This is a genomic window from Rhizobium sp. SYY.PMSO (genome assembly GCF_046840415.1).
In the GTDB taxonomy this organism is placed as follows: Bacteria; Pseudomonadota; Alphaproteobacteria; order Rhizobiales; family Rhizobiaceae; genus Rhizobium.
Genome location: NZ_CP177350.1, coordinates 1,839,500 through 1,862,085, shown reverse-complemented (window position 1 = coordinate 1,862,085; position 22,586 = coordinate 1,839,500). Strand labels below are relative to the sequence as shown.

Here is a 22,586-nt window from a genome sequence, read left to right as displayed (position 1 = left end):
GGTTATTTTCCCAATTAACTGCGCAATTGTGACGGAACGCTACTGAACTACGCAGTTACAATATGCTCCGATTCGTGGCTGTTTTACAAATGCTTAGATAAAGAGCAGTTTTAGGCGCCTTTTCGCGCTCCAGTGAACATCGGGTAGGCGACTTTTGCTGCGACGCCGGTTCGAGCAAGGGCTGCGAATATTACGATTCCGGTGCGGGCTTTCAGCTTCGAACAAAGAGTAGTCCGCGGACGACGCGCTCGGCAGAAATATGGGATTTAACGGGAGACGCTTGTGTCGCTGATGGTTTCCGCGAGCAGGCTCGTCAATCGAAAGGTAGTCCGCGGACTACCGGCCGGGCTTCAGCGCGGCTTGCCATGCGTCGAGGCGGAGATGCGTTCGTTTCTGGCCTTCAAAAGGAATTGGGATGGGCTAGCCGATATCGCGGATCAAATGCCGCCGTGGCCGCTTCATCGAAAGAACCGCCTCGTGGCGATTCCAACTGCTGGCAATAGCATGGCTGCGGGTTCAAGCGCCGCCGCCTGTCACCGTGCGGCGCGATCGGAGCGTTTGCTGCGCAGGAGAGAGGCGCGGATTAACTCGGCTTTGCTTACAGCGGGCGGAGGCGAGGGCGGTTCGTCGCGACGAGCTTCCACCTTCGCGGAGGTCTGCCGCAAGGCGTTCAGGCGTTCTTGGGCTGCCGACCGGTCCTCGGTCGAAAGCGGCTCGACGGGATTGCCTGCGAGATCGTGCCGCATCGAGTCCGGCTGGGCGCAGGCATAATAATATCTCTTGGAATGGAGAAAGGCGCTGGTCGCGCGACGCAGCGACATGACCGGGACGTCGGGTTTCAGGAGTGGACGGATTTCATTCCAGAGACCGAGCGCGAAAGGGCGAATGGGATCCCCGGCCTTGGCGGGCAAAATATCGACCGGGCGAAGCAAGAGCGTGTTGATCGCAGCTGCCTTCTTGACATCGAGCTCGGTTGCAACGATCGGCCCGCGATTGGTCGTCCAGGGTTCTTCCATGAAATCGTTCCTCTGCGTGCAATTCCATTACGGATTGATTGTGAAGTGATTTTGACGGAACAGTAAAGACATCTTGCTCGCCTGCCCGCTTTTATACCAAGTCGACGACCATATATGAGGTGGCGTCGCTCTCAGCAAGTTTTGGTTAACGGGTTTTTATGATTGTGCGGATAGCTTGCGCCAAGCCGCGAAAAGTGTCGCGTACGCGGCGCTCTTCTACCTAAGTTGTAATCGGCAACAATTGCTTGCGAAAGCGTCGCAGTGTCGCACGCGTGCGCCTGTCGATGACGGGTCATGGAAAGGTCGGCGGTTTGCAGCGCCGCTCCAGACTGGCCCTTCCGCTGTCTGCTTCGGTCGTCCGTGATTAAGATCGGCAGCGACCGTTCTCGATGCTGCTCACCGGGGTCGAAGTCCGAAAAATGCTCCTGTGCAAGCAATGCCGTCGCAGGGGAGGGGGATTGTCGGCGAATGCGATGAACCGGGCCGCCTCATGGCGAAGGCAAGTATGGTCGTTGGACGGCCGTAGCCGTGCCGAATGATACGCCGGCCTCGTCAAAAAATCTGGAGATGGCTGCAATAAGCGATTGGCTGGTGGCCGGTGCGGCGATACATAGAGCGGCGCAACCAGTCTCCGATTTCAAATTCGAAGGACGCCTTCGTCTCGCATGAGAAGAAGGACGTCGCAGTCAAAGTAACGCGGGTTTCCGCGCGGTCCAAATTCCCGGTCAATGGGTTGGCGTGCAGGTTTCTGAAGCAAGCGGGACCGGGAACAGTGGTCAACGATAGGGACTGGCTTTCCAGCGCGCCTGTTATAAGCGTGCGAGCAGGAGCATATGGATAGCGGAAGCAAAACGCCAAATAGCTTCGGCTAAGTAAAGCTTTAACTATAATCTCAATCTATTGCCCAGCTCGACTTTAAACCTGCCTGAATGGTCATGAGGAACAGGGGAGGCGGCCCCAGCGGCGCTCGGTCAGTTTTTGACTGTCCGAAGCGGTCTTGCATTTCGTGGAATCGCAAAACCGCTCGCTCCTTAATTTTGCGCAATATTGGACGGAAGGCCGCTGCGCAGTGTTTCTGAAATTGCGCTGGCAACTGCGCCGTCTGAGGGGAAGATTGATCAATGATGCGGGGCGGGATCAACTGTTCCAGCCTCGCATCCATCTCGAACTCCCTGAGTATCCTCCCGAAATGCCCGAAAGCCGATATGGCCGTGAGGCGCGCTGCGCCTGCTTGTCACAGAGGCGTGCGAACCGAACCGACGGTCAGCCGTCCGGTGCTTCCATCGGATAGCTTCACCTTCCCCCAGGCCGACATGAGATCCGGCGCTCTCGTAACCTCGATTTTGCCGGTGCGGCCATCCGAACATTTGACCGGAAGAATAACGGTCGGGCGCCGATCCCGCAGGTCGTAGGTGCCAGAACATTTCACCGACCGCCGCGATGACTGCACCGCGAAGCGACCGTTGCCGTGCGATGCAATGGTCGAGCCCTTGAACGTCTCCCCGGAATCCATTTTCGCCGAAACCGGCAGGACGATATCGTCTTGTCTACGTCCTTGCGGTTTCTGCGGGCCTGCACCGGCGTTCTTCAGAGCCCGCAAAATGCTTGCTGTCATAACGTGGCTTCCGGCAAACTGAACGTAGTCATTGTAGGGAATGGCACCCTTCGTATAGGCCGTCAAAATCCGGCGACAAAACTCAAGACGGACCCGGCTCTCCGGAACGCCCATGAGTTTTGCGAGTTAGCGCTGCGTATCCGGTGTAATGGCGCCGTGACTGCATGCCTCGATATTCCAATTGAGGGCCGAGGGATCGCTCAACTGATTTCTATCATATGCATATCCGCCCTCGCTCGTGACCGGTGCGGCATTGGTCAATCCGGAAAGAGCCAATGTACCGATGGCTGCGAAAATCATAAGCTTTTTCATTTTTACCCCCCAATTTTTCCTTGCTATGCCCGGACGTCGGAGCGCCTCGGGTGTCATTTCAAAATACTGTGCCTGACCCTATCCGCGCCGTGGCGCCCCTCCCTGCGAATGGTCTCCATTTTCATACGTGTATAGCGAAATTCTATCTATTCATACGAGTAATTTTCCAAATTTGCTTAAGGTTCGAATCCGCTTGGCGGCATCGGCCAGAAGCTTTTGGGGACGCGTGATTTTGCCGAAAGACAGCGCTCGGAATCGCGGGAAGCGAACAGGGGTGAGCCTGGCGGGCTTTCCGTCTTCAGGAGACTAATTTCGGGCATGGCATTGGCTCAGCGCCGCCTTTTCCTCATCCCCCGGTTGGAATGCTCAGCCCGACTTTGATCCTGTCCATGGCGACGAAGGTCCGGAAGCGTTTGACGTTATTGTTTCCGAAGAAGAGACGGCGTGTCAGCGCTTCGTAATCGGCCATCGACGGCACGACGATGACGAGAACGAAATCCGCCTCGCCCGTCACATAGTAGCATTGCTGGATTTCGGGGGCTGCGGAAAATGCCCGTTTGGCCTCCTCGATCTGCGCTGCCGTCTCGCTGATGACTTCGACTTCGACGAATATGGTGATCGTCTGGCCGACGGCGGCGGGATCGATCACGGCGACATTCGCCCTGATGACGCCATCCTCCGTCATGCGCTTGATGCGTCGTTGTACCGCCGGCGCCGAGAGGTTGACCATCTCGCCGATCATTCTTTGCGGAGTCGTATTGTCCCGTTGCAGTATGTCCAAAATCTTCCGGTCGAACGCATCCAGCTGTGGCGCTATAGCAGGCGGCAATGGTCGGCTCCGTGAAACAAACTTGCAAACATGAGGTCGAATATCAGCGCTTCTTTCGCCCCGTTTGCAATATGTTTCCATCGACACACGCAAAGCGGGGCTACCATGTTTATCCTGAACACCAATTCCGACTATCGACAGCCGCTTGAACCCGGCTTCGCCGACATGCTTGGTGCGGCAGCGGCCGCGAAAGTGGAGCGGCACCTGACCTACCGCGATCATCATGCCCCGACACCGCTGCTGTCCTTGCCCGGACTGGCGGCGGAAATCGGTGTCGCGGCCATTCACGTCAAGGACGAAGGCCAGCGCTTGGGGCTGGGCAGCTTCAAGGCGCTGGGGGGTGCCTATGCGGTCATCGAGCTTGTTCTGGAGGAGGCTGCCAGACTATTGCGCCGCCCTGTCGATATCGCGGAATTGCATTCGCAGGCGGTGAGGCAGGTCGCGAAAAGGATGACCTTCGCCTGTGCGACGGACGGCAATCATGGCCGATCGGTTGCGCAGGGCGCTCAACTCGTGGGCGGACGGGCCGCGATCTTCGTCCATGCAGGGGTCAGCGAAGGACGCGTGGCCGCGATAGCCCGCTTCGGTGCGGAGATGATCCGGGTTGACGGGAGCTACGACGACTCCGTGAAGGAGGCGGCGCGAATTGCAGAAGAGAACGGCTGGACGATTGTATCGGATACGTCCTGGCCGGGTTACGAGCGTATTCCCGGCCTGGTGATGCAAGGCTATACCGCCCTCGTGCGTGAAGCCGTCGGGGCGATGCCCGAGGTGCCCACCCACGTCTTCATCCAGGCGGGTGTCGGGGGGATTGCCGCAGCCGTTGCCGGTCATCTCGCCCTCTCGCTCGGCGATAGGCGACCGACCCTGACGGTTGTCGATCCCGCCCGTGCGGCCTGCCTGTTCGAAACGGCGCGGGCCGGTTATCCGGTGACTGTGCCGCATGGGGAACCGACCGTGATGGCGATGCTGGAATGCTATGCACCCTCACCCGTCGCATGGCGTGTTCTCTCCCGTGTTGCCGACGCCTTCATGACGGTGGACGAGGAGGACGCCATTTCGGTGATGCGGCGCTTGGCCCGGCCTGCGCCCGGAGACCCTGGGATCGTTGCGGGCGAGAGCGGCGGCGTCGGATTGGCCGGGCTGTTGAGGGCGGTGGCTGATCCCGCGGTAAAAGCTGCGCTTTCGATAGACGAACACTCGCGCATCTTCCTCGTCAATACTGAGGGCGCTACCGATCCGGACAAGTACGAAGAGATCGTCGGTCTGTCACCGGCAGCGGTTGCAAGCGGCGATGTCGACGGGAGGCACGCATGAGCAGTTTTTCCATCGATGCGGGGCGCCTACTGGACCGCCTTCGCCATCTTGGCGCCACTGGTCGCGATGCCGAGGGCCGGCTGGTACGCCTTGCGGCATCGGACGCAGACAAGGCGGGACGTGACCGGCTCTGCTCCTGGATCGAGGCTGCAGGACTTGAGGTGGCCGTCGACCGCATCGGCAACATCTTCGGCATATGGCGTTCCGAAGCCGTGCAGGGCATGGCGCCGCTGATGCTCGGCTCGCACATCGATACCGTCATCGATGCGGGCATATATGACGGCTGCTATGGCGTTCTTTCGGGGTTGGAAGTGATCCAGACGCTGATGGAGGCCGGTTTCGCTCCATCGCGACCGCTCGTCGTTGCCGCCTTTACGAATGAGGAAGGCGTACGTTATGCGCCCGATATGATGGGGTCGCTCGTCTATGCGGGCGGGCTGGACGTCGCGGCGGCGCTGTCGACGGTCGGGATCGACGGCACCGTGCTCGGCAGCGAGCTCGAGCGGATCGGCTATGCCGGGCCGCACGAGCCCGGCTTCCTGAAACCCCATGCCTATGTGGAGCTTCACATCGAGCAGGGCCCGGTCCTCGAGCGCGAGGGCATTGCGATCGGGGCGGTGGAGAATCTTCAGGGCATATCCTGGCAGGAAGTGACCATCGAGGGCGAAGCCAATCATGCCGGAACGACGCCGATCTCGATGCGCAGGGATGCCGGGCATGCGGCAGCGCAGGTCATTACCTTCCTGCGTCACCGCGCCAAGGCCTCGAACACGCCGACCGTTGCGACCGTCGGTTGCCTGAGTTTCGAGCCGAACGCCATCAACGTCATTCCCTCACGGGCAAGGTTCACGGTCGATCTGCGCGATCCGGACGAGGACCGGCTGAAGCAGGAGGAAGCTGCGCTGGGCGCTTTCCTCGATCGGCTGGCGGCGGAAGAAGATGTTATCATCTCGGTCAAGAGGCTGGCGAGGTTCGAGCCCGTGAAGTTCGACGCAGGAATCGTGCAGAGCATCGAGGCGGTCGCGTGCGAGCGTGGCCTTGTCTGCAGGCGGATGACCTCCGGCGCCGGCCATGACGCGCAGATGATCGCCAGGATGGCCCCGTCGGCGATGATCTTCGTGCCGAGCAGGCGCGGCATCAGCCACAACCCAAGCGAGTTTACCGCGGACGCCGATCTGGTTGCGGGTGCCAATGTGCTTCTCGATGTCGTTCGCGAGCTGGTGGAAGGAAAATAGGGTATGGCGCTGGATATGGGCAGGCTGGTATCGGAGATGACGCAATGGAGACGCCACCTCCATGCAAACCCGGAATTCGGTTTCGAGGAAAAGCGCACATCGGCCTTCGTCGCGTCGAAGCTGCGGGAGTTCGGGCTTGACGAGGTGGTGGAAGGCGTGGGCGGTACGGGCGTCGTCGCCACGCTGAGGCGTGGCAGCGGCAATCGTTCAATCGCGCTTCGCGCCGACATGGATGCTCTGCGGATTCCGGAGCAGGGGAGCCGCCCCTACAAGTCCCGCAATGAGGGCGTGATGCATGCGTGCGGCCACGACGGCCATACCGCCATGCTGCTCGGCGCCGCCAGACTGCTTGCCGAAGAAAGCGGCTTCGACGGGACGGTCCGCTTCATATTCCAGCCGGCGGAGGAATGGGGCAGGGGCGCACTCGCCATGATCGACGACGGCATCATGCAGCGATTTCCATTCGACGAGATTTACGGCATTCACAATATGCCGGGTCTTCCCGTGGGACATTTCCAGACCCGCTCCGGCGCGATCATGTCCGCGGAGGATAATTTCGAGATCGTGCTGCGCGGCATCGGCGGTCATGCCGCCCGGCCGCATTCGGGCAACGAGGTGCTGGTGGCGGCCTGCGCTCTCGTGACGAGCCTGCAGACGATCGTCTCGCGCCGGCTCAATCCGACGGACATCGGTGTCGTCTCCGTCACCGAACTCATCACCGACGGCACGCGCAACGCGCTGCCGGGCCTTGCCCGGATTCTCGGAGACGCGCGCAGCTTCCGCCCCGAGGTCAGCGCCGAGATCGAGAAGCAGATGCGGATCATCGCCGAGGGCACGGCCCTCATGTACAATATCGCGGCGGAGGTCATCTATACGCGGGAGTTCGTTCCTCTGCTGAACGACCCGGCCCTTGCCGAAGAAGCGTTCGCCGCCGCCGCAGATGTGTTCGAGCCCGGGAGCATCGAGGTGAGACAGGAGCCGATGACCGGTTCCGAGGATTTCGCCCGCTTCCTGGATTACGTTCCGGGGTGTTTCGTCTTTCTCGGCAACGGGCAGGACTCGCCGCCGCTGCACAATCCGAACTATGATTTCAACGACGACGGGCTGATCCATGGCGCGCGTCTGCACGCGGCCATCGTCCGCAGACGTCTTGCGGGGAACGCCCCGATCCGGCCGTGAGAGCGGTCAGAGCATCGCTGGCGGGGAAAATTCCCGCCGCAATCGAATTGCAATGACGATCCCATCGCGTTCTCGGGCGCGTCCTTGCCCATGTGCCGGCAAGGCCCGGAGAGCGCCGTTGATTTACCCGGCATGCGCCTTTATTTCTCACGCTGAAAGAAGAGGTCAGCTAGCCATGGATAATGAAACAAGCCTCAGAAACGAGCGCAAGCGCGGCTCCGGCGTAAAAGTGGTCTACGATATCTTGCGGGACGAGATCCTGGACCTGGAACTGCCGCCGGGCAGCCCCATCGACGAGGTGCAGCTTTCCGAACGCTTCGGCATGTCGCGCACGCCGATCCGCGAAGCGCTGGTGCGGCTTGCCGGAGAGGGACTGATCGACACCCTGCCCAACCGCTCGACCATGGTATCGCAGATCGATTTTCTCAACATGCACAATTATTTCGACGCGCTCGTCCTGATGTACCGGGTCACGACGCAGCTTGCGGCGAAAAATCATCGGCCGGAGGATCTGGAAGTCGTGCGCGCGCTTCAGGCGGAATTCGCCGACGCGGTCGAGTCGCAGGATGCGCTGGCGATGATTTCCACCAACGCCGCCCTGCATCTCGCCATCGCGGAGGCTGGCCGCAATTCCTATTTCACCAGCCTCTTCTCGCGGCTCTTAAACGAAGGCCGGCGCATTCTTCGCCTTTACTATCAATCCTACAATGATCGCCTGCCGCGCCGCTTCGTCGAAGAGCACGACGAAATCATCGCGGCCATCGCGGCGCGCGATACCGAACTTGCCGAGCGTCTCGCACGCGAACACGCCGAACAGATCGTCAGTCAGGTGCGGAAATTGCTGGTGCGCGAAGAGCGTCTCGACATTACGCTCTAATTTGCATATTTCTTGTCGACAAATTAAATACAAGAGTATATCAATGCTGCAAGGACGGTAGGGCGCGGCGGCGAATGCGGCTGGGTCGGTGCCGGTTCACTCCCAGCCAAGAGGATAGACAGATGAAGTCCAGCATTTTCTCCGGCGTGATTCCCGCCCTCATGACCCCGTGCAAGGCCGATCGCAGTCCTGATTTCGACGCGCTGGTGCGCAAGGGTAAGCAATTGATTGCCGAGGGTATGTCGGCGGTGGTCTATTGCGGTTCGATGGGCGATTGGCCGCTCCTGACCGACGCGCAGCGCATGGAAGGCGTCGAGCGTCTGGCGAAGGCGGGCATTCCTGTTATCGTCGGCACCGGCGCCGTCAACACCGCATCGGCCGTCGCCCATGCGGCGCATGCACAGAAGGTCGGCGCTCGCGGCCTGATGGTCATCCCGCGCGTTCTCTCGCGCGGTTCGGTGATCGCTGCCCAGAAGGCACATTTCAAGGCGATCCTGTCGGCAGCGCCCGATCTTCCGGCCGTCATCTACAATAGCCCCTATTATGGCTTTGCGACGCGTGCCGACCTGTTTTTCGCCCTGCGCGCCGAACATGCCAATCTCGTCGGCTTCAAGGAATTCGGCGGTCCGGCCGATATGCGCTACGCCGCTGAAAACATCACCAGCCGAGATGATGACGTATCGCTGATGATCGGCGTCGATACGGCCGTCTTCCACGGCTTCGTCAACTGCGGCGCGACCGGCGCCATCACCGGCATCGGCAACGTTCTGCCCAAGGAAGTCATCCACCTCTGCAATCTTGCGCAGGCGGCAGCGGCCGGTGACGCCGATGCGCGCCGGCGTGCGCTTGAACTCGAGCAGGCGCTTGCCATCCTCTCGTCCTTCGATGAAGGTCCGGATCTGGTTCTCTTCTTCAAGCACATGATGGTGCTGAAGGGAGACAAGGAGTACGAACTCCACTTCAACGAAAGCGATGCCCTGAACGAAAGCCAGCGCGGCTATGTCGAGGCGCAGTTCAAGCTGTTCAACACCTGGTACGCCGAGTGGAGCAAGCTTCCCGGCGCGGTCGAGAAGTGCAGGGCGTAAGGGCCGTCGCCACACGTTGCGCATTAAATTTAAGGGGCCTGCGAAGGCCCCTTTTTTCTGCTCTATACGGGGTTTCCTGCCCCGTGTTCGCCATGCCGTCGGCTCGGTCAGGCCACGGCGTCGAGGCCATGCTCCAGCAACCGGTCGAGCTGGCGGATTTCGTCCGATGTCAGCGGAATGCCGTCCTTTTGCGCGCGAGCGCGGGCTGCGAAGCGACGCTGCGAGGGTAGGCGGGCGCCCTGGCCGACGATTGCCTCGAACAGAGTTTCGGCGCGGGCAAGCGGATTTCCGGGCCGGCCGGCAGCGAAAGCCTCCGGCGAGAAGGCGACGATGAGTTCGCCGTGACGCGGAGCGAACGCCGTCGAACCCAGATAGTCCAGCGCTTCGCGGCTGGTGAAATCACCGATCATGACACCGGCCAGAAGCTCGATCATCGTACCGATGGCTGAGCCCTTGTGGCCTCCGAAAGGCAGCATCGCGCCGGCGAGGGCAGCGTCCGGATCCGTGGTCGGCTGGCCGTCGGGATCTATGGCCCAGCCCTCCGGAAGGGGCTTGCCGGCCCGGCGATGCAGTTCGATCTCGCCGCGCGCGGCAACCGAAGTGGCGAAGTCGAAGACGTAAGGCGGATTGTCGAGGCGTGGCCACCCGAAGGCGAAGGGGTTCGTCCCCAGGAGCGGTGCCGTGCCGCCGGCGGGGGCCACGGTGGAATAGCTCGGGCACATGGCGAAGGCGGCAAGCCCTCGATCGGTCAGGGCTTCCACTTCCGGCCAGAGTGCTGCGAAGTGCGTGCAGTCGTTGATGGCGAGCGCGGCAATGCCGAAGCGACGAGCGCGTTCGGCAAGCACCGGTGCGCCCAGCTCGAAGGCGGCATTGGAAAAGCCGCTTCTGGCATCGACGCGGACGATGGCGGAATCATCGCGCTGCTCCAGCACGGGCACCGCATCCGGCACCGCCTTGCCGGCCTTGACCGCGCGCAACACGCCTTCGATGCGGTAGATGCCGTGGGATTTGCAGGCGTCGCGCTCGCCGGCGACGATGACCCGGGCGATTGCGGCCGCCTGCTGTTCGCTGAGGCCGGCTTTCGAAAGGATCGCCATAACGCGGCCTTGCAGCGCATCCGGCGTCAGGCTGGTGACGTCGTTCATCTGAATTCTCCCATGTTTCGCTTGCTTGCATCCTAGATGCGAAAATTGTAAATACAAAAAGTATACAAAAAATCGACAGGCCACAAGCAACGCCATCACGCATTTCAGCGCATCGGCAAGGGAAAGGGAATACCATGGATTTCACACCTCACGGAAAACATCTGATTGCCGGTCAATGGCTTGAAGGCGCGGGGCATTTTTCCTCCGCGCCGGCGCACGGGCCAGCGCATGCTTTTTCCATCGGTACGGTGGAGCTGGTCGCCCGCGCCTGCGAGGCGGCGGAAGAGGCCTTTTGGAGCTATGGTTATTCCACGCGCGCCACCCGCGCTGCTTTTCTGCGAGCGATCGCCGAGGAGATCGAAGCCCGGGCTGCCGCCATCACCATGATCGGCAGCCAGGAAACCGGCCTGCCTGAGGCGCGTCTGGAGGGCGAGCGCGGCCGGACGGTCGCCCAGCTTCGCCTGTTCGCCGACCATATCGAAAAGGGCGACTATCTCGACCGGCGCTTCGATGCGGCGCTGCCGGATCGCAAGCCGGCGCCGCGCCCGGAAACCCGGCTGCTTCAGCGCCCCATCGGGCCGGTCGCCGTCTTCGGGGCTTCCAATTTCCCGCTTGCCTTCTCGACAGCGGGCGGCGATACGGCGGCGGCGCTTGCGGCTGGCTGCCCGGTCGTGGTCAAGGGCCACTCCGCCCATCCCGGCACCGGCGAGATCGTGGCCGAGGCGGTAGACGCCGCCATCCGCAGGACCGGCATGCATCCCGGCGTCTTTTCCCTCATTCAGGGCGGCAGCCGCGAGGTTGGACACGCTCTCGTCCAGCACCCATTGATCAAGGCGGTCGGGTTCACCGGATCGCTGGCCGGCGGCCGTGCGCTGTTCGACCTGTGTGCGGCGCGTCCGGAGCCCATTCCGTTCTTCGGCGAGCTTGGTTCGGTGAACCCGATGTTCGTGCTCGCACACGCCATGCAGGCACGCGCGGAAGCCATGGGACAGGGCTGGGCAGGGTCGCTCGCGATGGGAGCCGGCCAGTTCTGCACCAATCCCGGCATTGCCGTGGTGCTGGATGGCCCAGACGCCGATCGCTTCGTCAAGGCGACTGTCGAGACGCTTGCCGGCATGGCGCCGCAAACCATGCTGACCGACGGGATCGCCAGGGCTTATCGTGACGGCCAGCAGCGATTGGCTTCCCGCGACGGGATCAAGCCTCTTCTGCTCACCGAACAATCTGGGCGCAGCGCCACCCCCAATCTGTTCGAAACGACGGCTGCGGCCTTCCTGCAGGACCATCTGCTGGGAGAGGAAGTGTTCGGTCCGCTCGGGCTTGTGGTGCGCGTCGGCTCGCTCGACGAAATGGAAAGCCTTGCCCGCGGCTTTGCCGGTCAATTGACCGCGACGCTGCATATGGATGGTGACGATATCGCCGCGGCCCGCCGCCTTCTGCCGGTGCTGGAGCGAAAGGCCGGGCGCGTGCTGGTCAACGGCTTCCCGACCGGCGTCGAGGTGGTGGATTCGATGGTTCACGGCGGTCCTTATCCGGCATCGACAAATTTCGGCGCGACCAGCGTCGGCACCTTGTCGATCCGGCGATTCCTGCGTCCGGTATCCTATCAGAACATGCCGGCAGGCCTGCTCCCCGACGACCTTGCCGACTGATCGCCGATGGTGAGGGTTACGGTCATGGAGCGGGGCATTGGCTTTCGCTCCATGGCCGGCGTGGACGGCACACATCAGGCCTCGCCTGATTGTCATATTGAATTCTTTTTGTATACTTCATGTATTTATGGTTTGATTTTCGCATCGTGAAAGCGTTTAGTGGCCGCAGCGGTAAAGGGCCGGCCAAACTGGGAAAAATGGATTCTGATGACGAAAAGGTCGTTCTCGGTCTATCCGACGCCCGTGTCGGGCGGCCGGCAAAAGCGCATGGCGCTTGCCATGTCGCCGGGATACATGTTGTTTGACGAAGCGAAGTCCGTACGCGGCTCCATGCCGGATGGCGAGTGGCGTGCTGCGTTCGGGGTGCTGCCGGAGAAGAGAATGACCGTGAGCTGCGCTGCGCTTGAAATGGCGTTTGCCCGGGCTGTCTCGCATCCGGCCGCCTTTCTTCGTCACGGCGTTCTGGCTGGGATCGGCAGGCCGGAACGGATCTTCGCGCCGCAAACATTTCTATCGAGCGTACATTGATGACCAGATCTGACGTTATCGTTATCGGGGCCGGCGTAATCGGCCTTTCCGCCGCGATTGCAGCCCAGGCGCGCGGCCTGACCGTCGTGGTCGTGGAGCGCGAGGAACCGGCTGCCGGCGCTTCCGCCGGCAATGCCGGCGCCTTCGCCTTCACGGATATCCTGCCGCTTGCCTCCCCCGGCATTCTGAAGAAGGCGCCGAAGTGGCTGCTTGATCCGCTCGGGCCGCTTTCGGTGCCGCCCGCCTATGCGCTGCAGATCGCACCGTGGATGTTCCGGTTCTGGCGCGCCTGCCAGCCGTCGCGCGTCGCCCAATCCACGGCGGCCCAGACACGGTTGATGGATCTTTCGAAAGCGGAGCTGGAGCCTTTCCTTGCGCAGACCGACACCCTCTCCATGCTGCGCAAGGACGGCAACCTTCAGGTCTACGAAAGCGACGCGGAATTCCGTGCCTCGCTGCCCGGCTGGGAGGTGCGCCGCAATCACGGCATCGAATTCCGGCATGTGAAAGCCGAGGAGATGGCAGCGCTGCAGCCCGGGCTTGCAGCGCGTTTCATTCTCGGCACCTTTACGCCGGGCTGGTATTCCATTGCCGATCCGAAGCTTTACACCCTCGCGCTGGCGCAGCATTTTCGCAGCCGGGGCGGTGTCATCGAAACGGCGGAGATTTCGGCGCTTCGCGCGATCTCCGGCGGTGTCGAAGCGATGGCGACGAATGGAAAGGTGCGTCAAGCCGGCAAGGCGGTGCTGGCTGCCGGCGCCTTCTCGCATCGGGTTGCCAGAACGCTCGGTGAGCGCATCCCGCTCGAAACCGAACGCGGCTACAATACGACGCTTCCGGCCGATGCCTTCGATCTGCGCACGCAGATAACCTTCGGTGGCCATGGCTTCGTCGTCAGCAAGCTCTCGACCGGTATCCGTGTCGGTGGTGCGGTGGAACTGGGGGGACTGGCGCTGCCGGCGAATTTTCGGCGGTCCGAAGCCATGCTGCAGAAGGCGCGCGCCTTCCTGACCGGTCTCAGACCGGAGGGCGGGGTGCAATGGATGGGCTTCCGGCCATCGCTGCCGGACAGCCTGCCTGCCATCGGCCGCGCCAGGGCCACGCCGGATGTGATCTATGCCTTCGGTCATGGCCATCTCGGCTTGACCCAGTCGGCAGGCACGGCGCGTCTCGTCGCCGACCTGCTGACGGGGCAGGAGCCGGCGATCGATATCGCGCCGTTCTCGCCGCAACGCTTCTGAGGAAAACCGGCATGGCCATGGCCATTTTCTTTCAATCGGCGATCATGATCCCCTCGCATATGGATTTATGCTGAAATGAACGACACGGCACCGGCTCTAAGCATCATGGACGGCATGGCCGAGGGCCGTGTCGTCGCAACGCGGGAAGCGCTCAGCTTCTGGGGCGGGGTTGACCCCGCGACCGGTCGGGTCATCGATATCCATCATCCTCTGTGCGGCGAATGCATCACCGGCGCGGTGCTGATGATGCCGTCGAGCCGGGGCTCCTGCAGCGGGTCCGGCGTGCTGCTCGATCTCGCGTTGACGGGCCGCGCGCCGGCAGCGCTGATCTTCTGCGAGGCCGAGGACGTCCTAACGCTGGGCGCGCTCGTCGCCGCCGAAATGTTCGGCCGGCCACTGCCGGTTGTGCGTCTCCGGCCGGATATCTTTTCCAGCCTGTCGCAGGCAAAGTCCGTTCGGATCGAGACGAACGCCATCGTGGCGGACAATCAGGCGATCCCGCTTCTTCCGCCTGCCGCCTCCGCGCTTTCGCTGACGGACGCGGACCGGTCCATGCTGGAAGGCGGCGAAGGCGTCGCGGTTGCCCAGGCCATGCGGATACTGACTGCCATGGCGGCGCAACAGGGCGCCGTCTCTCTGGTCGACGTCACGCAGGGCCATATCGACGGCTGCATCTATGCGAGCCCCGCCAATCTGATCTTTGCCGAGAGGATGGCGGAGCTTGGCGCGCGGGTGCGCGTGCCGACCACCATGAACGCCATTTCCGTCGATCGCGCCAACTGGCGGTCGCAGGGCGTGCCGGAAGCTTTCGGCGATCCGGCCGCGCGTCTGGCGGACGCCTATGTGCGCATGGGCTGTCGCCCGACCTTCACCTGTTCGCCTTATCTGCTCGACAGTGCGCCGGGCATCGGCGAAGCCATAGGCTGGGCCGAATCCAACGCTGTCATCTTTGCCAATAGCGTGCTCGGCGCGCGTACGGCCAAGCATCCCGATTTCCTCGATCTCTGTATCGCGCTGACAGGGCGTGCGCCGCTTTCGGGCGTCTATCTGGATGAAAATCGAAGGGCCGCGCGCATCCTCGATGTGGAACTGCCCGACCGCCGCAACGACGCCTTCTGGCCGCTCATCGGCTATCTCGCCGGCAAGGCTTCTCCGGATCGCATTCCGCTATTGCGCGGTCTTGCGGCCGGAAATCCGTCACGCGACGATCTGAAGGCACTCTGCGCCGCCTTCGGCACGACCTCCGCTGCACCCATGCTGCATGTCGAAGGGGTGACGCCCGAGGCATGCGGCGCTGAGCATCCCGATGCCGACGGTCGCGCCATCACGCGCGCAGACATGGCGGCGGCCTGGAGTATGCTCAACGAAGGCCCGGAAGAGGTCGAGCTTGTCGCCATCGGCAGTCCGCATGCCTCGCTTGCCGAGTGCCATGCGCTCGCCGATGCATTTGCGGGCCGGCGTCGCCGGCCTGAGGTGATTGTCATCGTTACGGCAGGACGCGACGTCATCGCCGCAGCCGAAGCGGACGGCGCGCTCGCGCGGCTGCGCGACAGCGGCATACAGGTTCTGCCGGATCTCTGCTGGTGTTCGATCTCCGAACCGGTCTTTCCGCCGGGAACACGGGCGGTCATGACGAATTCAGGCAAATATGCGCATTACGGGCCGGGTCTCAGCGGTCGTGCCGTGCGTTTCGGCAGCCTTGCCGATTGTGTCGAGGCGGCTGTCTCAGGCCGTGTTCCGACGGCTTTGCCGAACTGGCTATAAGCGGCATCGGCATCGGTAGCCGTTGGATTTCGCAGCATCTCGTCATGGGCGATCGGGCGCGACCGTTCGGGGACAGTCGCTCCCCGAAAAGCGCCACCTTGCGCCTGTGAAGGAGATCACGATATTGAGGCCTACGCCATTTCCTGGGACAACGACCGTATGCCTCTGAACGCCGATGAAATGCCCAATCTGGGAAAGGTGCCGAGCACATCCGATGTGATCCTGAAATTCATCCGGGATTCCATCGCGGACGGCTCCCTCGACGAGGGCGAACCTATTCGCCAGGACGACGTCGCCCGCCTCTTCAACGTCAGCAAGATTCCTGTGCGCGAGGCGCTGAAGCGCCTGGAGGCCGAGGGGCTGGTCGAGTTCCACCGCAACAAGGGGGCGGTCGTCACCAGCGTATCCGAACCGGAGATCGTGCAGATCTTCGAAGTGCGCGCCATCTTGGAATCGAATGCGCTCAGGCTCTCCATTCCTTTCATGACGGAAGAGACGTTCGAAAAGGCCCAGGCTTATTGCGATGCATTTGCGCAGGAGGCCGATGTGGCGCGCTGGTCGGAGCTGAACTGGCGGTTTCACAGCTGCCTCTATGAAGACGCCCGTAGACCCTATCTCGTCAGCACGATCCGCTCCGTCAACGATCGGCTGGAGCGCTATTTGCGGGTACAGCTCACCCTGTCTCACGGCAAGGAAACGGCGGATCGCGAGCATCGCGAACTGCTAGCGCTCTGCAGGAAGGGCGATGCGGAAAAGGCCTGCGCCTTTCTGACCGATCACATCATGCGGGCGTGTCAGTCGCTGTTGCATCATCTGCCAAACCGTCGAAGCTGACGTTCGGCAGGTAGCATTTCGCCTTTTGCCGTGCCGGCGGATAAGGTATTTGCGTTTTGAGCGGAGGCATGGAAAAGCTCCACCGCTCGCTTTCACGCGAGCACGGATGCGAAAACCGCTTTGCACTGTCGCCGGAATTGCCTCAGACGATCGTTTCGCCACCGTCGACGACGAGGATCTGTCCTGTCATATAGGAGGATCGGTCGGAAACGAGGAAGAGGATAGGTTCGGCGATCTCCGAAACGTCGGCCCACCGTCCGAGCGGCACCTTTTCGGCGATATAGTCTTCGATGGCGCCGCGGCCGCCCATTTGCGCGATGAACGGCGCATTGAATGGCGTGTCGACCCAGCCGGGGCAGAGCGCGTTGACCCGGATGCCGAACCGGGCATAGTCGCCTGCCATCTGCCGTGTCATGGCGATGACGGCATGCTTGGACGTGGTGTAGGCGATCATCTCGCGATCGTAGAGTACGCCCGAAGAAGACGAGGTGTTGAGAATGACGCCCTTGCCCGCCTGTTTCATGATCGGCATGACGAGGCGCGACGCCATGAAATGCGCGCGCACGTTCAGGTTCCACGACTTGTCGAAACCGGCGATCGCGACCTCTTCCAGATTGCCGGCGACCTGGGCGCCGGCATGATTGTGAAGGATATCGATGCGGCCGTGCCGTGCGGCAATCGCGGCAATACCGGCTTCGAGCGCCTGATCGTCCGTTACGTCGAGGCTCAGGCTTTCCGCGCTGTTGCCGGCCTTGGCGATCTGGCTCACGGTCTCTTCGGCATTCTCCCGGTCGATGTCGGCTGCGATCACATGCGCGCCTTCGCGCGCCATGATGAGCGCGCCGGCGCGGCCGATGCCGGAGCCCGCTCCGGTGACGATTGCGACCCGATCCTTGAGTATCATGATTTTTCCCTGGTCAGTTTGTCGTTGTCTTTTCGCGCATCAGGAAACGCGCGATGAGAATGAGGGCGAGCGAGGCGATCAGCACCATCGTCGCGATCGCATTGATTTCCGGCGTCACGCCGCGGCGGATGGAGGCGAAAACGTAGATCGGCAATGTCGTGTTCGATCCCGCGACGAAGAAGGCGATGATGAAGTCGTCGAAGGAAAAGGTGAAGGCCAGTAGGAAGCCGGCAAGGATCGACGGCATGATCTGCGGCAGCACGATCTGCCGGAAGGTGGTCAGCGGCGTGGCGTAGAGATCGCTGGAGGCTTCGACGATATCGCGTCCGAGGCTGGCGATACGCGCCTTCACGATCATCGTCACCAGCGCCATGGTGAAGAGGCCGTGCGCCGCGATGATCGAGCCGTAGCCGAGTGAGAATTTCGGCGGCTGGTCGCCCGGCCAGACGGCAGCGATCAGCGGATTGACGATGCCGAAGACCTCGACCAGCGCCACCAGCGTCGCGATGCCGATGACGACGCCGGGGACGACGATGGCGGCGGCGAAGAGCCCGTCGAAAACGGCGCGGGCCCGGGGACCGAGCCGTTCGAGACCGATTGCCGCCATCGTGCCGAAGATCGCGGCCAGCGCCGCACTGGTAAAGGCGATGATGAGGCTGTTTTGCAGCGCTTCCATCAGAAAGGTATTCGACAGCGCCCGACCTACCATTGCGTCGAGAAGCCGGTGAACTCGCTCGCATTTCGGCCCGCATTGAAGGAGAACAGGACGACGAGCGCGATCGGCGTATAGAGGAACAGATAGACGAAGGTGACGAGCGCGCGCATCAGACGAGATCCACCTGGCGGGTGCCGGCAACGCGCCAGGCGATGCGCATGGCGACCAGCAATACGATGACGACGACGGCAACGAGCGTAACCGCGATTGCCGATCCGAACGGCCAGTTGCGCGACTGCAGGAAGAGATCGACAAGCGCGTTGCCGATGAAGAACACCTTGCCGCCGCCGAGCAGCTGCGGGATGAGATATTCGCCGAGCAGCAGGATCGTCACCAGCGCCACGCCGGTCATCACACCGGGCAACGACAGCGGCAGCGTAATGCCGAAGAAGGTCGAGACGGGCTTGGCGCCGAGGTCGGCGGAGGCCTCCAGCAAGCGCCGGTCGAGCTTTTCGAGGCTGACGTAGATCGGCATGATCATCAGCGGCAGATAGCCGTAGACGATGCCGAGCAGCACCGCGCCGGGCGTGTTGATGAGCCTAACGTTTTCTATTCCCAGGAACTCGAGCAGATGCGGAATGCCGCGCGCGCCGAGCAGGTACATCCAGGCGTAGGTGCGAACGAGGAGGCTGGTCCAGAAGGGAACGACGACGAGCGAAACGAGCAGCAGGCGGCGCTGCGGGCTTGCCTTGACGGCGAGATAATAGGCGACCGGATAGGCGACGAGCAGGCAGGCGGCCGCGCCGATCGGCGCGAGGATCAGCGTATTGACGAAGGCGGCCGCGCGCGAGCCGAGATTGGCGAATTGCGCGAAGGTGAAGGCGGCCTGATAGCCGCCTTCCGGCGCGCGTTCGCCGAAGGCAAAGACGATGATGGCGATGAAGGGCAGCACCAGGAAGACGAACAGCCAGATACTTGCCGGACCGACAAGGGCAGCGGTGACGAGACGCCGTTTGGTGGCAGGGTTAAGGGGCATCGAAAGGTTCTTTATCCGCCGGTTCTAAGCGCGAAGCCGATCCCTCCCGTCGTAGCGGAAGGGATCGGAGTTGGGCGAGGGCGATCAGGCCGACTTGAAGCGCGCCATCAGTTCGGCGCGGCTCGGATCGGTGAGCGTTACGGCGGCGCCGAATTCCAGCGGCGTCAGCGAGGCTTCATCCGGATAGACGATCTTGTTCGACGTGATCTCCTTCGGCAGCAGCGCGATGACGCGGCTGTCGGTGGTTGGCGCGCCGTTGGCGATGTGCTCTTTCACCGCGTTCTTGGGGTCCATGAGATAGTTGAGCAGCGCGTAACCGGCCGCTTTGTTCGGTGCGTCCTTCGGGATCGCATAGTAGTCGGTCCAGACTTCGCCGCCGTCCTTGCCGAGTATATATTCAAGCTCGGGCATATCACGGTTGAGCTGCGCGCCGTCATTGGTCCAGCACATGGTCAGCCATGCATCGGTCGAACGCATCGACGGCTGGTAATCGGAATTGATGGCGAAGAGATGCGGCTTGACCTTGATCAGCAGCTCCTCGGCCTTGGCAAGCTCTTCCGGCTTGATCGAATTGAAGTCGTAGCCGAGAGAGACGAGCGCGCTGCCGATGGTGGTCAACTGATAGTCGTGCACCATGGCGCGGCCATCGGCCTCCGTCTGGGCGATTTCGAAGAAGTCCTTCCAGCTCGAAAGCTTCGTCTTGATCTTCTTGGTGTTGACGGAGAAGCCCGTCGTGCCCCAGTTTTTCGGCACGGCGTAGGTCTTGCCCTCGACCTGCCCTTCCTTGGTGAAGCGCGGGCTCTCGCTCGCCTGGCTGAAATTCGGGATCTTCGACAGATCGAGCTCCTCGATCAGGCCGAGCTTGTGGTAGGTCGAGATCGTGTAGTTGGTCGGCACGAACAGCGACCAGCCGGAGGCGCCTGCCTGCAGCTTTGCGAGCATTTCCTCGTTCGAACCGAAAACATTGACCTCGACCGCGACGCCCGTCGCCGCCTTGAAGTTCTCGAAGGTCGCCGGGTCGTGATAGTTCGGCCAAGTGGCGATCGACATCTGCGTGCCGAGTTCGCCCGCGGCATAGGCCGGGGTCGACAGCGCGCCCGGGACGCGCGACAGCACCGCGGTCGCAAGGCCGAGGCCGGTAATGCCCAGGAAGTGACGACGGCTGACGGAGCCGCGCTTCAGGCGCATGAACTCATCCATGAAGCCTTCGGCGGAGATGGGAAGATTGTCCTTATAATCCTTGCTCATGATGCTGTTCCCTTTTTGGTTTATGCATTCGATGCTGGAAAGACATGTAAGGCTGTGGGATCGAAGCCGAGGAAGACCTGTTCGCCCGGCCCCACGAGATCGCTTTCGTTCATGTTGCGGCGATCCGATGTAATCAGGAAATCGCCGAGCCCGGGGACGGTGACTGCGTATTCGGCGGATGAACCCAGGAAAATGCGGTGCGTCACCGTGCCCTTGAAGGACATGCCGGCTGAGGCCATGTCGCGGCTCAGATGGATTGCCTCCGGCCGCAGCGCTGCGATCGCCGACCCCGGCGGAACGCGCTTGCCGGCCGAAATCGCCGAGCCGTCGGCCAGTCGAAGCGTCTCGCCGTCTGCTTCCATCGTCGCTTCTATGCGGTTCGTCTTGCCGACGAAATCGGCGACGAAGAGATCCGCGGGATGGTCATAGACGTCCTGCGGCGTGCCGAGCTGGCGGATGCGGCCCGCACTCATGACGCAGACGATATCGGCCATCGACAGCGCCTCCTCCTGGTCGTGGGTGACGAGAACGAAGGTGATGCCGAGCTCGCGCTGCAGCGTCTGCAGCTCGATCTGCATGGCCGAGCGCAGCTTCTTGTCGAGCGCGGCGAGCGGCTCGTCGAGCAGCAGTACGGAGGGGCGATTGACGATGGCGCGCGCCAGCGCGACGCGCTGCTGCTGCCCGCCCGACATTTCATGGATGCGCCGCTTGGCAAAGCCGCCGAGGCGAACCATCTCCAGGGCTTCGGCGACGCGACGGTCGATTTCGGCGGCCCTGATCTTCGGCCGCGTCTGCTTCAGCCCATAGGCGACGTTCTGCTCGACGTTGAAATGCGGAAACAGCGCGTAATGCTGGAACACCATGTTGACCGGGCGACGATAGGCCGGAACGCCGTTCATCTCGCGTCCGTCGATCAGCACGGTGCCTTCGCTCGGCTGCTCGAAACCGCCGATCATGCGCAGGCATGTCGTCTTGCCGCAGCCGGAAGGCCCGAGAAGCGCCAGGAATGCCCCCTTGGGCACATTGAGATTGATGTCCGTCACGGCGGTCACGGCGCCATAGGCCTTCGTGACCGAACGGAATTCGATATCGTTCGTTGAAGCGGATGCCACGTCTGTTCCCTGCGGTTGGTCGGCAGTCTTTCCCTGCCTTATTGCCACCGTCGTTAAGGAAAGAGTAAGCCCGAGCTTCTTTCGAGGTATATACCCCGAAAGAGGTATTTTCGTGCAGAACGCTTCGTGGAAGGTGTATATAAGGCTGCGCTTGCTGGCGCGGGGGCGGCAGAGGGGATCCGTCATATGAGCACCGACCTTGAAGGACTGTTTGCCGCCTTCAACGCCACGATCGGCAAATCGGCGATGGCGGATGCCGAGTTCGGAGAGACGTTCCGCCAGATGATGGCGGCGTTGGTGCGGTTCGACTACGTGGTCGTCTTCGCCTATCGCGGCAAGGAGCGGCCGATCGATCTCTACAGCACCTTCGACCGCGATGAGCATGTGGTTTTCGTGACGCTCTACCAAGCCGGTCCCTATCTGCTCGACCCCTTCTATCACACCGCGCGCGGCCGCCGCGAAGGCGTACTCAGGATGCGGGAGCTGGCACCGGATCGCTTCTTCTCCAGCGAGTATTACCGAACCTATTATGTCCAGACCGGGCTTGCCGAGGAGATCGGCTTCTTCGTCAATGCCAACGACGAGATCACCATCGTGCTGTCGCTGATGCGGCGCGAGAAGAGCGGCGTTTTCCCGCCAGCCGAATTCATGACGCTCAAGAAGGTCGAGCCGCTCGTCGCAAACATGGTCCGGCATTATTGGTCCGGCCTCGCATCGCGCTTCGATGCGCAACTGGCAGCTGGCGGCAAGAGCCGACGCAGGAAGGGTGAGGGCGAGAATGTCCCGCCAGCGGAAACCGTCTGGCGGGATCTCAATCTGACGAGCCGTGAGACCTCCATCGTAGAGCTTGTCCTGCAGGGGCATTCTTCGGAATCGATCGGGCTGAAGCTCAATATCTCAACCGGTACGGTCAAGGTCCACCGGCGCAACGTCTATCGCAAGCTCGGTATTTCCTCGCAGACGCAGCTGCTTTCGCTCTATCTCAAGAACTTCGCATAGCGC

Annotated in this window: 20 protein-coding genes and 1 pseudogene; 11 read left to right on the top strand and 10 right to left on the bottom strand. The window is 62.0% G+C overall.

The features are described from left to right. Positions 1-533: 533 nt before the first annotated feature. The 4 genes from ACJJVH_RS26825 to ACJJVH_RS26810 form a co-directional block, all read right to left on the bottom strand. Positions 534-1,016: a ProQ/FINO family protein gene (locus ACJJVH_RS26825; RefSeq protein WP_112798945.1), complete on the bottom strand. Its 483-nt coding sequence runs from the start codon at positions 1,014-1,016 to the stop codon at positions 534-536. 892 nt (positions 1,017-1,908) lie between these two features. Further along, positions 1,909-2,178: a hypothetical protein gene (locus ACJJVH_RS26820; RefSeq protein ID WP_412065618.1), complete on the bottom strand. Its 270-nt coding sequence runs from the start codon at positions 2,176-2,178 to the stop codon at positions 1,909-1,911. 72 nt (positions 2,179-2,250) lie between these two features. Further along, on the bottom strand, positions 2,251-2,631 hold the full coding sequence (locus ACJJVH_RS26815; RefSeq protein ID WP_412065617.1) for a hypothetical protein: 381 nt from the start codon (positions 2,629-2,631) through the stop codon (positions 2,251-2,253). A 658-nt stretch (positions 2,632-3,289) separates the two neighbouring features. Beyond that, entirely contained in the window at positions 3,290-3,772 is a 483-nt protein-coding gene (locus ACJJVH_RS26810; protein WP_412065616.1) for an Lrp/AsnC family transcriptional regulator, read from the bottom strand. A 105-nt stretch (positions 3,773-3,877) separates the two neighbouring features. Between ACJJVH_RS26810 and ACJJVH_RS26805 the strand changes: the two genes are divergently transcribed. The 5 genes from ACJJVH_RS26805 (at position 3,878) to ACJJVH_RS26785 (ending at position 9,465) form a co-directional block, all read left to right on the top strand. Then, the gene (locus ACJJVH_RS26805; protein ID WP_412065615.1) at positions 3,878-5,089 is read left to right on the top strand and encodes a diaminopropionate ammonia-lyase; all 1,212 of its coding nucleotides are present in this window, start codon (positions 3,878-3,880) and stop codon (positions 5,087-5,089) included. Further along, positions 5,086-6,324 (top strand): Zn-dependent hydrolase, encoded by a 1,239-nt coding sequence (locus tag ACJJVH_RS26800; RefSeq protein WP_412065614.1) that lies wholly within the window; start codon positions 5,086-5,088, stop codon positions 6,322-6,324. The genes ACJJVH_RS26805 and ACJJVH_RS26800 overlap by 4 nt, the downstream gene beginning before the upstream one ends. A 3-nt stretch (positions 6,325-6,327) precedes the next feature. Continuing rightward, a complete protein-coding gene (locus ACJJVH_RS26795; protein WP_162703985.1) occupies positions 6,328-7,503 on the top strand; it encodes a M20 aminoacylase family protein in 1,176 nt (391 codons plus the stop codon). A gap of 175 nt (positions 7,504-7,678) precedes the next feature. Next, positions 7,679-8,380: a GntR family transcriptional regulator gene (locus ACJJVH_RS26790; protein ID WP_112798957.1), complete on the top strand. Its 702-nt coding sequence runs from the start codon at positions 7,679-7,681 to the stop codon at positions 8,378-8,380. A gap of 122 nt (positions 8,381-8,502) precedes the next feature. Beyond that, positions 8,503-9,465, top strand: a complete 963-nt coding sequence (locus ACJJVH_RS26785; protein WP_412065613.1) for a dihydrodipicolinate synthase family protein — start codon at positions 8,503-8,505, stop codon at positions 9,463-9,465. A 107-nt stretch (positions 9,466-9,572) separates the two neighbouring features. On the opposite strand, the gene ACJJVH_RS26780 is transcribed toward ACJJVH_RS26785, so the two are convergent. Continuing rightward, on the bottom strand, positions 9,573-10,610 hold the full coding sequence (locus ACJJVH_RS26780) for an Ldh family oxidoreductase (protein ID WP_113393282.1): 1,038 nt from the start codon (positions 10,608-10,610) through the stop codon (positions 9,573-9,575). A gap of 134 nt (positions 10,611-10,744) precedes the next feature. On the opposite strand from ACJJVH_RS26780, the gene ACJJVH_RS26775 reads away from it, so the two are divergent. The 5 genes from ACJJVH_RS26775 to ACJJVH_RS26755 all read left to right on the top strand — a co-directional run bounded on the left by ACJJVH_RS26775 (position 10,745) and on the right by ACJJVH_RS26755 (position 16,629). Beyond that, positions 10,745-12,262, top strand: coding sequence for an aldehyde dehydrogenase (NADP(+)) (locus ACJJVH_RS26775; RefSeq protein WP_412065612.1), 1,518 nt, complete (start codon positions 10,745-10,747; stop codon positions 12,260-12,262). 207 nt (positions 12,263-12,469) lie between these two features. Beyond that, complete coding sequence (locus ACJJVH_RS26770) at positions 12,470-12,790, top strand: hypothetical protein (protein WP_412065611.1); 321 nt, start codon at positions 12,470-12,472, stop codon at positions 12,788-12,790. Further along, positions 12,790-14,031, top strand: coding sequence for an NAD(P)/FAD-dependent oxidoreductase (locus ACJJVH_RS26765; RefSeq protein ID WP_412065610.1), 1,242 nt, complete (start codon positions 12,790-12,792; stop codon positions 14,029-14,031). Before ACJJVH_RS26770 ends, ACJJVH_RS26765 begins: the two co-directional genes overlap by 1 nt. A 75-nt stretch (positions 14,032-14,106) precedes the next feature. Further along, on the top strand, positions 14,107-15,795 hold the full coding sequence (locus ACJJVH_RS26760; protein WP_412065609.1) for an aconitase X: 1,689 nt from the start codon (positions 14,107-14,109) through the stop codon (positions 15,793-15,795). A gap of 159 nt (positions 15,796-15,954) precedes the next feature. Next, positions 15,955-16,629: a GntR family transcriptional regulator gene (locus ACJJVH_RS26755; RefSeq protein ID WP_113357222.1), complete on the top strand. Its 675-nt coding sequence runs from the start codon at positions 15,955-15,957 to the stop codon at positions 16,627-16,629. A gap of 142 nt (positions 16,630-16,771) precedes the next feature. Here the strand turns inward: ACJJVH_RS26755 and ACJJVH_RS26750 are convergent, their stop codons facing one another. The 5 genes and pseudogenes from ACJJVH_RS26750 to ACJJVH_RS26730 form a co-directional block, all read right to left on the bottom strand. Beyond that, positions 16,772-17,533, bottom strand: a complete 762-nt coding sequence (locus ACJJVH_RS26750) for an SDR family oxidoreductase (protein ID WP_112798970.1) — start codon at positions 17,531-17,533, stop codon at positions 16,772-16,774. Between the two features lie 13 nt (positions 17,534-17,546). Next, a pseudogene (locus tag ACJJVH_RS26745) lies at positions 17,547-18,358 on the bottom strand (ABC transporter permease). After that, on the bottom strand, positions 18,358-19,224 hold the full coding sequence (locus ACJJVH_RS26740) for an ABC transporter permease (RefSeq protein WP_112798973.1): 867 nt from the start codon (positions 19,222-19,224) through the stop codon (positions 18,358-18,360). Before ACJJVH_RS26740 ends, ACJJVH_RS26745 begins: the two are co-directional and overlap by 1 nt. An 84-nt stretch (positions 19,225-19,308) precedes the next feature. Continuing rightward, entirely contained in the window at positions 19,309-20,472 is a 1,164-nt protein-coding gene (locus ACJJVH_RS26735; RefSeq protein WP_412065608.1) for a spermidine/putrescine ABC transporter substrate-binding protein, read from the bottom strand. A 20-nt stretch (positions 20,473-20,492) separates the two neighbouring features. Beyond that, the gene (locus tag ACJJVH_RS26730; protein ID WP_112798977.1) at positions 20,493-21,584 is read right to left on the bottom strand and encodes an ABC transporter ATP-binding protein; all 1,092 of its coding nucleotides are present in this window, start codon (positions 21,582-21,584) and stop codon (positions 20,493-20,495) included. A gap of 186 nt (positions 21,585-21,770) precedes the next feature. Between ACJJVH_RS26730 and ACJJVH_RS26725 the strand changes: the two genes are divergently transcribed. Then, the gene (locus tag ACJJVH_RS26725; protein WP_112798979.1) at positions 21,771-22,583 is read left to right on the top strand and encodes a helix-turn-helix domain-containing protein; all 813 of its coding nucleotides are present in this window, start codon (positions 21,771-21,773) and stop codon (positions 22,581-22,583) included. Positions 22,584-22,586: the final 3 nt, after the last annotated feature.